The organism is Enterococcus sp. C46, assembly GCF_040887565.1.
In the GTDB taxonomy this organism is placed as follows: Bacteria; Bacillota; Bacilli; order Lactobacillales; family Enterococcaceae; genus Enterococcus_B; species Enterococcus_B lactis.
In genome coordinates this window covers 1-13564 of the sequence record NZ_JBFOGA010000013.1, presented here as the reverse complement: position 1 = coordinate 13564, position 13564 = coordinate 1, and the positions used below count along the sequence as shown (strand labels likewise).

Sequence of the window (13564 nt, the reverse complement as noted above, 5' to 3'; positions counted from 1 at the left end):
GTCGTTTTATTTGTCTCGCACCCTTTTCCTTCCTACCTGTAACCTTGCTCCCGTGTTAGAAACATGTTACACTAAATATGTGAAATTATTAACAAGGAGCGTCGTTATGCGAGAAAAAACAGATACACTGCCAAAAGCAACTGCGAAAAGGTTACCTTTATATTTACGCTACTTAAAGATGCTGGATGACTCAGGCATAAGTAGAATCAAATCAAATGAGTTCAGCGAAATCACCCAAATTCCTTCTGCAACGATCCGCAGAGACTTCTCGCAATTAGGCGAGCTAGGCAGAAGCGGATATGGCTATGATGTCCCTTTCCTTATCGATGTATTCAATAATATCCTTAATACTAAAGAAGAAAAACGAATCGCATTAGTTGGATACGGAAATCTTGGCAAAGCATTGAAACACAACAATTTTAGAAGAAATGAAAATCTAAATATCGTGTGCGTCTTTGATAATGATCCAGCACTGATCAATCGAGTCATTGATGGAGAAATGATCTATCCGATTGATCGTTTCGCAGAGATAGCCAAAGCAAAAAATGTGACAGTAGCAATCTCTACGGTACCAAGTAAATATTCACAATCTGCTATTGATGAAATTGTCAAAGGGAATGTAACCGCTATCCTTAACTTTGCACCTGACCGAGTAACTGTCCCAGCTTATGTCAATGTTCAATACATTGATTTGACAACCGAGTTACAGACGCTTATTTACTTTGATGAGAATTACTCAGAAGTTTTTTCTTAGGAAAATTTGAGTAGGCTTATTGATCTTGCAAGGATCCGTCGTAATTCTTTCAAAAATTTTTTAATACTAAATGAAGTGGTTTTTTCACGACCACTTGTTGACTAAAAAAAAAAACCATTGTAGAATGAAGCATAACGCTGAACAAGAGGAGTAACTGGCACATTCATTCTTAGAGAGAGAACTATCTGCTGAAAGGTTCTCAATGACAACCAGTGAAGGTAGCTTGGGAGTTTCTGTCTTGAATGGAGTAGAGATAGACGAGTCGTGATCGTTAACTCACTTGAGAGGCAATAATGATTGATTATTGCAATTTAGGTGGTACCGCGTAAATCATACGTCCTAAAATACGAAAGTATTTTAGGACGTTTTTTAGTTTAAAGGAGGAAAACAGCATGACGGAAGAAAATAATCTATCAACAAAATATAACCCGCAAGAAGTTGAAGCTGGACGTTATCAGCATTGGTTAGAACAAGATTTGTTTAAACCGAGTGGAGATAAAAAAGCAAAACCTTATTCAATCGTGATCCCACCCCCAAATGTTACCGGAAAACTTCATTTAGGGCATGCTTGGGATACGACCTTGCAAGATATGCTGATTCGTCAAAAGAGAATGCAAGGATATGATACTTTATGGTTGCCTGGTATGGACCATGCAGGAATCGCGACACAAGCAAAGGTAGAAGCAAAGCTTAGAGAGCAAGGAATTTCTCGCTATGATCTAGGTCGTGAAAAGTTCATCGATCAAGTGTGGGAATGGAAAGAAGAGTATGCAAGTCATATCCGTGAACAGTGGGCTAAAATGGGATTATCTTTAGCTTACAGCAGAGAACGTTTTACATTAGATGACGGATTATCTGAAGCAGTACGTAAAGTTTTTGTTACCTTATATGAAAAAGGGTTGATCTATCGCGGTGAATACATCATCAATTGGGACCCTCAAGCACGAACAGCTCTATCTGATATCGAAGTTATTCATAAAGACATTGAAGGCGCCTTTTACCATATGAGCTATGAACTGGCAGATGGATCAGGCGTAGTAGAAATTGCGACGACCCGGCCAGAAACGATGTTGGGAGATACGGCGATTGCTGTTCACCCAGAAGACGAGCGTTATCAAGCGCTGATTGGCAAAAAAGTGATTCTACCTTTAGTCAATAAAGAAATCCCAATCATTGCAGATGAATATGTAGATATGGAGTTTGGGACAGGTGTAGTAAAAATCACTCCAGCACATGATCCAAACGACTTTGAGGTAGGTAATCGTCATGATCTTCCACGAGTGAATGTGATGGATGATGATGGTACAATGAATGAACTAGCAGGAAAGTATGCTGGAATGGATCGTTTTGCTGCTCGTAAAGCAATCGTGCAAGATCTAAAAGAAATCGGCCGATTGATCAAAATCGATACGATGGTCCATAGTGTGGGACATTCCGAGCGGACAGGTGTCGTTGTCGAACCTCGATTGTCTACTCAATGGTTTGTAAAAATGGCGCCGTTAGCAAAAAAAGCCATTGATAACCAAGAAACAGATCAAGCAGTGGAATTCTTCCCTCCAAGATTCAATCAAACATTTTTACGTTGGATGGAAAATGTCCATGACTGGGTAATTTCACGACAATTATGGTGGGGACATCAAATCCCTGCATGGTATCACAAAGAAACAGGCGAAATGTATGTAGGAATGGAAGCACCAGCTGATAGTGAAAACTGGGTCCAAGATCCGGATGTTTTAGACACTTGGTTTAGTTCAGCATTGTGGCCTTTTTCAACGATGGGCTGGCCAGACACGGAAAGCGAAGATTATAAGCGGTACTTCCCTACTAGCACCTTAGTAACTGGTTATGACATCATTTTCTTCTGGGTAAGCCGAATGATCTTCCAAAGTTTGGAATTTACTGGCGAACGACCATTTGAGAATGTCTTGATCCATGGATTGATTCGTGACGAACAAGGGCGGAAGATGAGTAAATCATTAGGTAATGGGATCGATCCGATGGAAGTAATCGAAAAGTATGGAGCAGATGCTCTTCGTTGGTTCTTATCGAATGGTTCTGCACCAGGACAAGATGTTCGCTTCAGCTATGAAAAAATGGATGCTTCATGGAACTTTATCAATAAAATCTGGAATGCTTCACGTTTCGTTATCATGAATATCGAAGGAATGACCGTAGAAGAGATCGATTTATCTGGAGAAAAATCAGTGGCTGACCGTTGGATTCTTACTCGTTTGAACGAAACAGTCGCACGTGTAACTGAATTATTTGATCGTTTTGAATTTGGTGAAGCCGGTAGACAACTGTATAACTTTATCTGGGATGATTTTTGTGACTGGTATATCGAAATGAGCAAAGAAGTACTTTATGGAGATGATGCTGTTTCAAAACAAACAACACGTAGTATCCTAGTCCATACCTTGGATCAGATTTTGCGTTTGTTGCATCCAATCATGCCATTTGTCACAGAAGAAATATGGGAACATATTCCTCATCAAGGAAATTCTCTAGTAGTAGCAGAATATCCTGTGGTACGTCCAGAGTTTGACGATGAAACTGCTTCTAAAGGAATGGAAGTATTGAAGGAATTGATTCGAGCCGTTCGAAATATTCGTTCAGAAGTGAATACACCATTGTCTAAACCAATTACGCTATTAATCAAAACAAACGATGCTAAAATCGATCAATTTTTAGTTGAAAATACAAGCTACATCGAACGCTTCTGCAACCCAGAAGAGTTGACGATATCAAGTGAGATCACTGCACCAGATCTAGCGATGTCAGCTGTTCTGACAGGTGCAGAAATCTTCTTGCCGTTAGCAGGATTAATCAATATCGAAGAGGAAATCAAACGATTAGAAAAAGAACTGGAAAAATGGACAAGCGAAGTGAAACGTGTCCAAGGAAAACTTTCTAATGAACGGTTTGTTTCTAATGCGCCGGAAGAAGTAGTAGAGGCAGAACGTGCAAAAGAAAAAGATTATTTAGAGAAGCAAACGGCTGTCAAAGAACGAATCGAAAGTTTGCGTACTATTCAATAAAAGCGGGGAATACCACTTATTCCGAATAAGGGGATGTGACATGATTATTGTCGCATCCTCTTTTTTAGTCTACTCTGATTACTTAGAAAAAAGAGCGATTTATCATGTATCCGGAGCAGATTTTTTTCTCTATCGTCCTTTTATTTTTCTTATGTCTTCTATTTGTTATAATAAAAGAGAAATGGGGGAATTGTTGATGACGATTGAAGAAGCAATAGAATGGATCCATAGTCGATTACCATTTGGTTCACGTCCTGGTCTTGACCGAGTCGAAGCTTTATTAGAAGTGGTAGGTCATCCGGAGAGGAAAGTAAAAACGATCCATATCGCTGGAACAAACGGAAAAGGGTCTACTGTAGCCTATTTGAGAAGCCTATTAGAAGAAGCTGGTCTGATAGTTGGAACGTTTACTTCACCTTATATCGAAACGTTCAATGAACGGATTGCAATCAATGGCAAAAGTATCCCAGACAATGACTTGATCCAGCTTGTAAAAAAATATCAGCCGCTGATCAAACAACTTGATCAATTTGAAGCAGTAGCTGGTATCACTGAATTTGAGACATTAACAGCAATGGCATTTGATTATTTTTTGATGAAGAAAGTAGACGTAGCGATTATTGAAGTGGGCTTAGGTGGCTTATTGGATTCTACCAATGTAGCTGTACCGATGCTAACTGGAATAACAACGATTGGGCTTGATCATACCGAGATACTTGGAGAGACGATTGGAGAAATCGCTGCGCAAAAAGCAGGAATCATCAAACAAGGCGTTCCAGTTGTCACAGGAAACATCGGCCCAGAAGCTTTTAATGTCATCAAACAAACAGCTAAAGAAAAAAATGCGATGCTTTATGTATACGGGGAAAATTATAAAATAAACTATCTGCATCCTGATGAGACTTGGGGAGAAGTATTTGAATTCTTTAATGAAGCAGGGAAAATCCCTCAACTAACCACGCCGCTTTTAGGGCAACATCAAGCTGAAAATGCAGGAGTAGCCATCGAATTGTATTTTGTTTACTGTCAATTGGAAAAGCTGCCTTTCCGAGAAAAAGATGTTTTGAAGGGGTTGAAGAAATCTCGATGGCCAGGAAGAATGGAGCGTTTGAGTAACGAGCCATTAGTTGTTTTAGATGGTGCCCATAATACGCATGCAATGAACCGGCTTGTTGAGAATTTGAAAAAAGAATTCAAAGGATATCAAATCAACATTTTGTTTTCCGCCTTACGGACTAAAAATGTTAGAGAAATGCTAGAACGATTGCAGCAAGTACCAAATGTCCATATTTATTTGACGACCTTTGAACATCCAAAAGCCATCGAATTAAGTGAAGTATCAGATTTAGCAAGTGAAAGAGTATCAATTGTTTCATTGTGGCAATTCGGATTAGCAGATATATTGGAAAAGATGACAAATGAAGATGTATTAGTTGTGACCGGTTCGCTTTATTTCATTTCAGAAGTTCGTCATTTATTAATACAATTAGGAGGAGACCATGAAGTATAATGCAGTGATTTTTGATATGGATGGTTTATTGTTTGACACAGAGTTAGTATATTACGAGGCTTCACAAGTAGTAGCAGATAGGATGGGTTTTCCATATGATAAAGACCTGTATTTAAAATTCTTAGGTGTTTCCGATGAAGAAGTGTGGGCGAATTATCATATGATTTTTGCGGAATTCGGCAAAACAAGCGTACAAAGATTTATAGATGATTCATACCAGGAAACGCTTGAGCGCTTTTCACAAGGAGCTGTACAAATGAAGCCAGGGGTGTTGGAACTCCTCTCTTTTTTAGAAGAACATCAGATTCCCAAAGTTGTCGCTTCCAGTAACCAACGAGCTGTCATTGAACTTTTATTGAAGAAGAACAATCTGTTTGAACGATTTGAGACGATTATTTCCGCAGAGAATGTCCAACGAGCAAAACCAGATCCGGAAATTTTTTTATTAGCCAATCAGAAATTAGGTACAGCTAAGAAAGAAACATTGATTTTAGAAGATTCACAAAATGGTATTTTAGCAGCTTCTGCGGCTGAGATCCCTGTAGTCATGGTGCCAGATTTGCTTCCGCCTTCCCAAGAATTGATCAAAAAAACGGCTGGGGTCGTTTCTTCTTTGCATGAAATCCCTGCATTGATAAAATAAAAATCCATCTCTTTTCGTATCTTATTTTAGAAAAGATAGAAAGGAGATGTTTTTTTGGAAAAACGATTGATGAAAGAAGTACCAACTAGCTCTTTACCAAGAGAACGTATGGAAATTTATGGAGCTGAAGCTTTATCGGATCAGGAGCTTTTAGCCATTTTACTGCGTACTGGTCAACACCCTCATAGTGTGATGTCGATTGCTGGCAATCTGTTAAAAACGTTTGGTGGATTGGCTTCTTTACGACAGGCGACTTTGCATGAGTTAGAAGAGATTCGAGGGATAGGACGTGTGAAAGCAATCGAAATCAAAGCCTTGATCGAGTTAGGCCGCCGCATTCAGACGGACCAAGAAAGAGCAGCTCCGGCCATTCGTACTAGCCATGAACTGGCACAACAATTGATTCTGGAAATGAAAGATTACAAACAGGAACATTTGATTTGTATTTATTTGGACACGAAGAATCAAGTGATCTTAAAAAAGACAGTGTTCATCGGTTCGCTGAATCAGTCAGTCGCTCATCCTAGAGAAATATTTCATTATGCTGTACGTTATTGCGCGGCAAGAATCGTTTTAGCACATAATCATCCGTCTGGTAATGTTATTCCATCACAACAGGATATGAATTTTACTAAAAGGATACAAAAGTGTGGAGAAATGATGGGTATCACTGTACTGGATCATTTGATCATCGGACGTAAACGATATTTTAGTTTGAGAGAAGAAGGATTAATGGAAGAGAAGTAAGTTGCTTTCTTGCAAAAAAAATGAAGCAAGTGTACAATTATATTGTAATTTTGTTTGGGAATAGAAGTTGAAACATCTGTTGCACCTCTATCGTACACGAGCAATGTTACAATTTAAATAAGTGCTTTTGGCACGAGGAGGATATTATTATGGAAAACGGAACAGTAAAATGGTTCAACGCTGAAAAAGGATTTGGATTTATCTCACGTGAAGATGGAAGCGACGTATTCGTTCACTTCTCTGCTATCCAAGGTGACGGATTCAAAACATTAGAAGAAGGTCAAGCAGTGACTTTCGACGTTGAAGAATCAGACCGTGGCCCACAAGCTGCAAACGTTGTAAAAGCTTAATTTTATCTGTAAATCAAATTGATGGTAGGCATCAATTTTTACGAGAGAACAAAGCGAGTAACAAAAATACCTGCCACAAGAGGAAATTTCTCTTGTGGCAGGTATTTTTGTATGAAAAAGTAAATAAATTTTAAGAGGTTGTGAAAAAGCTGCCCTGTATCAAGCAATAAGAACAGCCAAATAAAAACAACTTGTCCTGTTTTCCGTTTGGTTTCTCTTATACTCAGGTCAGGGCACTAATTTCACAACCTCTTACTTATTCTTCATCTGGTGTCATGACCATCGGTAAAATCATTGGATGCCTTTCTGTACGTTCGAATAAGAATGGCTGAAGCGCGCCAGTCATCGCTTCTTTCAATTTATATTCTGAACAGTCAGGTCCATTTAAACATTCTCTTAAAGCATGGAATAAGATTCGCTGAGCTTCATTGATCATTTCTCCTGATTCTCGCATGTAAACAAATCCACGAGAGAGAATATCTGGACCAGCTAAGATTTCTTTTTTCTTGATATCTACTGTTGCAACAGCTAATACAAGACCTTCTTCTGAAAGCAAGTGACGGTCACGTAAAACGACATTACCGATATCACCGATTCCGCTACCATCGATATACACATCTCCAGCCACAAAATGCCCAGCAGGACGTGCAGAATCGCTAGTTAACGCTAAAACATCGCCATTTTCCATGATGAAGCAGTTTTCTGCAGGAACACCTACATCTTGTGCTAGAGAAGCATGGACTTTCAGCATGCGGAATTCTCCATGGACAGGGATAAAATATTTTGGTTTCATCAAGCGAAGCATCAATTTTTGTTCTTCTTGTCCACCGTGACCAGAAGTATGGATGTTATTGATTTTTCCATGGATTACTTCTGCGCCAGCTTCAGACAGCAAGTTGATCAAATGATTGACACTTGTCGTATTACCAGGGATAGGTGAACTTGAAAAGATCACTGTATCGTCTGGCTGGATTTGGATTTGACGGTGGGTACCATTTGCAATACGGCTCAAAGCGGCCATCGCTTCCCCTTGAGAACCTGTACATAGGATCATCGTTTCGTTAGCAGGCAAGCGATTGATTTCATGTGCATCTACAAATGTGCCGTCTGGAACTTTGATATATCCTAAACGTTGGCCATTGACAATGGCATTTTCCATGCTACGTCCGAAAACAGCGATTTTACGACCAGTCGCCACAGCGGCATCTGCTGCTTGCTGCAAACGGAAGATATTAGAAGCAAAGCTGGCAAAAATAATACGACCTTCGATTTTTGAAAAGATCTTCAAGATAGAATGACCAATCGTTTTTTCTGATTTAGTAAATGTTGGAATCTCAGCATTTGTACTATCAGATAAAAGGCACAAGACACCTTCTTCCCCGATACGAGCCATTTTATGCAAGTTTGCTGGTTCGCCAACGGGAGTGAAATCAAACTTGAAGTCTCCAGTCGCTACGATATTACCAGAAGGTGTTTTCACCACGATTCCTAATGCGTCTGGGATACTATGAGTCGTTCTGAAAAAGCTGACAGAAGTTTTTCTAAAACGAATGATCGTATCTTCATTGATTTCATGAAGCTCTGCCTCTCGAAGCAAGCCATGCTCATCTAATTTGTTCGTGATCAACGCTAATGCGAGAGGACCAGCATAGATAGGAATATTTGCTTGTTTTAGCAAGTAGGGTATTCCGCCGATGTGGTCTTCGTGCCCGTGAGTAATCACTAGGGCTTTTACTTTGTGCAAGTTTTGTATGATGTAGCTGTAGTCGGGAATGACATAGTCAATTCCAAGTAGATCGTCTTCCGGGAACTTGATCCCGGCATCAATCAAAATGATTTCATCTTGGAATTGTACCCCATACGTATTTTTCCCGATTTCACCTAATCCACCAATAGCAAAGACGCCTGTCTCATTATTTTTGATGGAAAGTTTCATATTAAAACTCCACTAATGAGAAATCAGCATTTTCTTTTTCGTATTCTAGATGACTTCCTTCTAGAAGTTGAACGAATTCAATATTGTATGGGGTATTTTCTTCCACACGTTGGCGAGCGTCTACATCGCTTTTTGCCTCAATGTAAAGAGATTTTGTTTCTTCCCGTTTAGGGTTACGTACTTTTGTTTCTTGATAATAAACTTTATAGATCATTGTTTTGTCTCCTTTATCTGCGTAAAGCAGTGATTTAGCTAGTTGATTTTTTTAGACAACACAAAACGAGGGGACAAGCCACCTAGTTTTTCATATGCTTTGACTAGAATACTGGATTCGAGTCAAAGAGACAAGCCTCGTTTTTGCTCATCTGTTCGGATATTTTTTCAACCGTACCTTCTGTATAAAAAATATACAACAATTAATTGTTATTCTAGCATAAAACAGCAAATAAGTATAGAAATCAACTAGATTGAAAGAAAAAATCAACGTTTATCATTTTACTATAATTATAATGACTTTTTTATGAGAGAAGTGTTCTATTAATAGGTTCGTTGTGCTATCATTTTTAGTAATGAAAATGTAACAAAAGATTAAAAGGAGATGAGAAAGTGAAACTAATGTGGCATTATACCATGCGTTATAAGAAATTCTTGTTTTTCAATTTCATATGCGTATTCGGTTTTATTTTGATTGAATTAGGACTTCCTACGATTTTAGCACGTATGATTGATGTAGGAATCCGCAATGATGATTTTGATTATGTGAAACAGCAAGGGATATTTATGATCGTTATTACCGTAATCGGTATTATTTTGAATATCTTGTTAGGTTATTTTGGTTCGAGGATCACGACCAATATCGTAGCAGATATTCGAGATGATTTGTTCGAAAAGATCCAAAGCTATTCGCATCAGGAGTACGAAAATTTAGGCGTATCTTCCTTGATTACTCGTACAACAAATGATGCTTATCAGATCATGTTGTTCCTGCAAAATATTTTGCGTATCGGTTTCATGGCGCCGATGATGTTCGTTGTCAGTTTGTACATGGTCATGCGTACAAGTGTGACACTCAGCTTGTATGTAGTAGGCGCATTGCCTTTGCTATTATTGGCGGTCGTAGCGATTGCTAAGGTGTCTGAGCCGTTATCTAAAAAACAACAAAAAAACTTAGATAAAATCAATAGTATCTTGCGGGAAAACCTTTCAGGATTGCGTGTGATTCGTGCATTCGTCAATGAAAAGTTTGAAGAAAAACGCTTTGCTGTAGTCAACGAGAATTATGCTGCTAGTTCGAAAAGCTTGTTCCGTTTGATGGCTGTTGCACAACCAGGTTTTTATTTCTTATTTAATATCGTGATGGTATTGATCATTTGGAGCGGGGCAGTGCAAATCGATGCTGGCGAACTTCGGGTAGGAGATTTGATTGCATTTATCGAGTATATATTCCATGCCTTATTCTCATTCATGTTATTTGCCAGTGTGTTCATGATGTATCCAAGAGCAGCCGTTTCAGCTGGACGTATCCAAGAGGCACTAGATGCCAAACCTTCGATTGTAGAAGATCCAAATGGTATATCGGATACGAAGACTAAAGGGTATATCGAATTTCAAAATGTAACATTTGCTTATCCAGGCCATTCGCAAGAGCCAGTGATTCGAAATGTCAGTTTTACAGCCTCTCCAGGAGAAACCGTTGCTTTTATTGGAAGTACCGGTAGCGGAAAATCTACGTTGATTCAATTGATTCCTCGCTTTTATGATGTGAGTGAAGGAAAGATCTTGGTCGATGGAGTAGACGTGAGAGATTATCGGTTAAGCAAGTTGCGAGATAAGATTGGGTTTATTCCGCAAAAAGCGCTGCTATTTACTGGAACGATTGCCGATAATTTGCGATACGGGAAAGAAGATGCCACACAAGAAGAAATGGAACGTGCAGCTGAGATTGCTCAAGCTTCAGAATTCATTTCTCGAAAACCAGATGGATTTGACGAACATTTATCAGAAGGTGGTTCCAATTTTTCAGGTGGACAAAAACAACGATTGGCAATAGCCAGAGCCATCATACGCCGTCCGGAAATATATATTTTTGATGACAGCTTTTCTGCATTAGATTATCAAACGGATGCGAAGTTACGTGCTCGTCTGAAAAAAGAAACAACAGAGTCTACTGTGTTGATCGTAGCACAACGTGTGGGAACGATCATGCATGCAGATAAGATCATCGTATTAAATGAAGGAGAAGTCGTCGGTATGGGGACACATCGGGAGTTGTTGGAAAAATGCCCGATTTATTATGATATTGCCGCTTCTCAATTATCAAAGGAGGAACTAGCATGAAAAAAACCTTTTCTTCCTTAAAACGTTTAGCTCGATATATCAGACCGTATCGTGGGACATTTCTTCTAGTGATCCTATTTACAGTTCTGACAGTGGCTTTCAACGTGGCTTTGCCATATGTTACAGGACTTCCTACTACAGAAATCAGTCGTAATATTGCCAATGGCGAATCAATCAATTTTTCTTATATATTCAAATGTCTTATTTGGATCACAGTGGTCGGAATAGGGTATTGTATTTCGCAATTGCTTTCTGGGGTTTTGATGACAAATGTCGTTCAAAGTGCCATGCATGATTTGCGAAGAGACATAGAAGAAAAAATCAATCGCCTTCCGGTTTCTTATTTCGATAAAAACCAACAAGGAAATATTTTGTCTCGTGTGACGAATGATGTAGATGCAGTCAGCGGTGCTTTACAACAAGCTTTTATTGGAATCGTAAATGCGATATTGGGAATTACGTTGGCTGCAGCAATGATGTTTTATATCCAGCCGATGATGGCGCTGATCTCTATGATCATGATTCCAACATCGATCTGGATCTCCAAACGAGTAATCAATGCTTCGCAGAAATATTTTCAAAGCATGCAGAATTCGCTTGGTGAGCTAAACGGCTACGTTCAAGAAAATATGACAGGTTTCAGTGTATTGAAAGTATACGGACGCGAAAAAGAAACATTGGAAGGATTCAAAAAAGTAAATCACAGCTTGAAATACTTTGGGTTCCGCGCAGCGTTCATTTCTGGGTTGATGCTGCCATTAGTTCAACTAACTGCCTATGCTACTTATATTGGTATGGCTGTTCTAGGAAGTTTCTATGTTATTACTGGGGCGATCGTTGTTGGTCAACTTCAGGCATTCATCCAATATATTTGGCAAATCAGCCAGCCGATGGGGAACGTGACCCAATTGTCTTCTGTTTTGCAAAGTGCATCAGCGGCAACAAAACGTGTATTCGAGATTTTAGATGAGCCAGAAGAAAAAGAAAACAAAGTAGATGTTTCACTGCCAGAAACGATTTTAGGAGATGTGACATTCAATCATGTCGATTTTGCGTATGATCCGAAGAAACCATTGATTCAAGATTTGAACTTTGAAGTGAAAGCAGGTCAAACCGTGGCTGTCGTCGGTCCGACCGGTGCCGGCAAGACGACCTTGATCAATCTATTGATGCGTTTTTACGACGTAGACAAAGGAGCTATCAGGATCGACGGGATTGATACCAAATCAATGAGCCGCAGTGACGTCCGTTCGCTATTTGGTATGGTCTTACAAGATGCATGGCTCTATCAAGGAACGATTGCCGATAATATCCGTTTCGGAAAGCTTGATGCGACAGATTATGAAGTAGTAGATGCTGCAAAAACAGCAAACGTAGACCATTTTATCCGGACAATGCCAGATGGATATGAGATGCCCATAAATGCTGAGGGAGACAATGTGTCTTTAGGACAAAAACAGTTACTGACGATTGCCCGAGCAGTGGTTTCAGATCCTAAAATTTTGATTTTGGATGAAGCGACAAGTTCAGTAGACACTCGTTTAGAAGCGTTGATTCAAAAAGCGATGGATCGCGTGATGGAGGGGCGGACAAGTTTTGTCATTGCTCACCGTTTATCGACGATACGCGATGCAGATCTGATTCTAGTGATGGATCAAGGTCAGATCATTGAAAAAGGAACACATGAGAGTTTATTGGCACAAGGCGGATTTTATGAAAAACTGTATAACAGCCAATTTGCTGAGGAAGCAGGATAAATCATAGAAGGGTAAAACAGTTTGAAACTTATTTTTTGTTCTCCTTTCTTGATAATGGTAAAGTAAGGTTATCAAAAAAAGTGAGGGCACGGAGATGGAACAGTTTTTAAATGAAAAAATCACTGAAGCCAAAAGAGAAATTGATCGTTTAACGCACGTCTGTCAGACAAAACCACTTGATTCAGCTGATTTTTTTGAAAATGAGTTTCAAATCGAACGTTTGGCAGCACAAATCGAAGTGTACGAATTAGTTTTGAAGAAAGTAATAGAAGAAAATATAGAGGTACAATAAACAGGTAAAACGTCAGTTTACCAGATAGCGCAAATAGGCATCTGGACTGAGCAGGTTTTACCTGTTTTTTTCTTATAAAATAAATATATGCTATGACCCGTGGTGCTAGTTAATTTTAATATCCTAAAGAATATCTCAAAGTTCCTTCAAAACGTCGTTGTGCTCGACTTAATAGAACACTGTAAGCCAGTAATATGCTG

The 13564-nt window shown here is 39.2% G+C and carries 11 protein-coding genes and 1 other annotated feature; of the genes, 9 read left to right on the top strand and 2 right to left on the bottom strand.

Translation table 11 applies throughout. The features are described 5' to 3' along the window. Nucleotides 1-106: 106 nt before the first annotated feature. The 6 genes from AB3I27_RS13170 (at nucleotide 107) to AB3I27_RS13145 (ending at nucleotide 7042) form a co-directional block, all read left to right on the top strand. On the top strand, nucleotides 107-754 hold the full coding sequence (locus AB3I27_RS13170) for a redox-sensing transcriptional repressor Rex (RefSeq protein ID WP_002287954.1): 648 nt from the start codon (nucleotides 107-109) through the stop codon (nucleotides 752-754). Between the two features lie 128 nt (nucleotides 755-882). Beyond that, nucleotides 883-1099 (top strand) — a binding site (T-box leader). 47 nt (nucleotides 1100-1146) lie between these two features. After that, nucleotides 1147-3792: a valine--tRNA ligase gene (locus AB3I27_RS13165; RefSeq protein ID WP_047928065.1), complete on the top strand. Its 2646-nt coding sequence runs from the start codon at nucleotides 1147-1149 to the stop codon at nucleotides 3790-3792. Between the two features lie 196 nt (nucleotides 3793-3988). Beyond that, nucleotides 3989-5302 carry a folylpolyglutamate synthase/dihydrofolate synthase family protein gene (locus AB3I27_RS13160; RefSeq protein WP_002320195.1) on the top strand — a complete coding sequence of 438 codons (1314 nt, stop codon included), beginning with the start codon at nucleotides 3989-3991 and terminating at the stop codon, nucleotides 5300-5302. Then, nucleotides 5292-5945, top strand: a complete 654-nt coding sequence (locus AB3I27_RS13155; protein WP_002310216.1) for an HAD family phosphatase — start codon at nucleotides 5292-5294, stop codon at nucleotides 5943-5945. The genes AB3I27_RS13160 and AB3I27_RS13155 overlap by 11 nt, the downstream gene beginning before the upstream one ends. Before the next feature lie 54 nt (nucleotides 5946-5999). After that, nucleotides 6000-6692 (top strand): DNA repair protein RadC, encoded by a 693-nt coding sequence (radC, locus tag AB3I27_RS13150; RefSeq protein WP_002314243.1) that lies wholly within the window; start codon nucleotides 6000-6002, stop codon nucleotides 6690-6692. 149 nt (nucleotides 6693-6841) lie between these two features. After that, nucleotides 6842-7042: a cold-shock protein gene (locus AB3I27_RS13145; protein WP_002294067.1), complete on the top strand. Its 201-nt coding sequence runs from the start codon at nucleotides 6842-6844 to the stop codon at nucleotides 7040-7042. Nucleotides 7043-7298: 256 nt separating this feature from the next. Here AB3I27_RS13145 and AB3I27_RS13140 read toward each other — a convergent pair whose 3' ends face one another. Together AB3I27_RS13140 and AB3I27_RS13135 are read right to left on the bottom strand one after the other, a co-directional pair. Then, nucleotides 7299-8978 (bottom strand): ribonuclease J, encoded by a 1680-nt coding sequence (locus AB3I27_RS13140; RefSeq protein ID WP_002310218.1) that lies wholly within the window; start codon nucleotides 8976-8978, stop codon nucleotides 7299-7301. 1 nt (nucleotide 8979) lies between these two features. Further along, a complete protein-coding gene (locus tag AB3I27_RS13135; protein ID WP_002287947.1) occupies nucleotides 8980-9192 on the bottom strand; it encodes a DNA-directed RNA polymerase subunit epsilon in 213 nt (70 codons plus the stop codon). 392 nt (nucleotides 9193-9584) lie between these two features. Between AB3I27_RS13135 and efrA the strand changes: the two genes are divergently transcribed. The 3 genes from efrA (at nucleotide 9585) to AB3I27_RS13120 (ending at nucleotide 13364) form a co-directional block, all read left to right on the top strand. Next, nucleotides 9585-11315 (top strand): multidrug efflux ABC transporter subunit EfrA, encoded by a 1731-nt coding sequence (efrA, locus tag AB3I27_RS13130; protein ID WP_002314241.1) that lies wholly within the window; start codon nucleotides 9585-9587, stop codon nucleotides 11313-11315. Further along, complete coding sequence (gene efrB, locus AB3I27_RS13125) at nucleotides 11312-13072, top strand: multidrug efflux ABC transporter subunit EfrB (RefSeq protein ID WP_070872572.1); 1761 nt, start codon at nucleotides 11312-11314, stop codon at nucleotides 13070-13072. Before efrA ends, efrB begins: the two co-directional genes overlap by 4 nt. Nucleotides 13073-13166: 94 nt before the next feature. Then, nucleotides 13167-13364: a hypothetical protein gene (locus AB3I27_RS13120; RefSeq protein WP_002310222.1), complete on the top strand. Its 198-nt coding sequence runs from the start codon at nucleotides 13167-13169 to the stop codon at nucleotides 13362-13364. Nucleotides 13365-13564 lie beyond the last annotated feature (200 nt).

What these genes read in the sequence shown, in the direction of transcription:
- AB3I27_RS13170 (WP_002287954.1), top strand. Translation starts at nt 107, where the DNA reads ATGCGAGAAAAAACAGATACACTGCCAAAAGCAACTGCGAAAAGGTTA.
- AB3I27_RS13165 (WP_047928065.1), top strand. Translation starts at nt 1,147, where the DNA reads ATGACGGAAGAAAATAATCTATCAACAAAATATAACCCGCAAGAAGTT.
- AB3I27_RS13160 (WP_002320195.1), top strand. Translation starts at nt 3,989, where the DNA reads ATGACGATTGAAGAAGCAATAGAATGGATCCATAGTCGATTACCATTT.
- AB3I27_RS13155 (WP_002310216.1), top strand. Translation starts at nt 5,292, where the DNA reads ATGAAGTATAATGCAGTGATTTTTGATATGGATGGTTTATTGTTTGAC.
- AB3I27_RS13145 (WP_002294067.1), top strand. Translation starts at nt 6,842, where the DNA reads ATGGAAAACGGAACAGTAAAATGGTTCAACGCTGAAAAAGGATTTGGA.
- AB3I27_RS13140 (WP_002310218.1), bottom strand. Translation starts at nt 8,978, where the DNA reads ATGAAACTTTCCATCAAAAATAATGAGACAGGCGTCTTTGCTATTGGT.
- AB3I27_RS13135 (WP_002287947.1), bottom strand. Translation starts at nt 9,192, where the DNA reads ATGATCTATAAAGTTTATTATCAAGAAACAAAAGTACGTAACCCTAAA.
- efrB (WP_070872572.1), top strand. Translation starts at nt 11,312, where the DNA reads ATGAAAAAAACCTTTTCTTCCTTAAAACGTTTAGCTCGATATATCAGA.
- AB3I27_RS13120 (WP_002310222.1), top strand. Translation starts at nt 13,167, where the DNA reads ATGGAACAGTTTTTAAATGAAAAAATCACTGAAGCCAAAAGAGAAATT.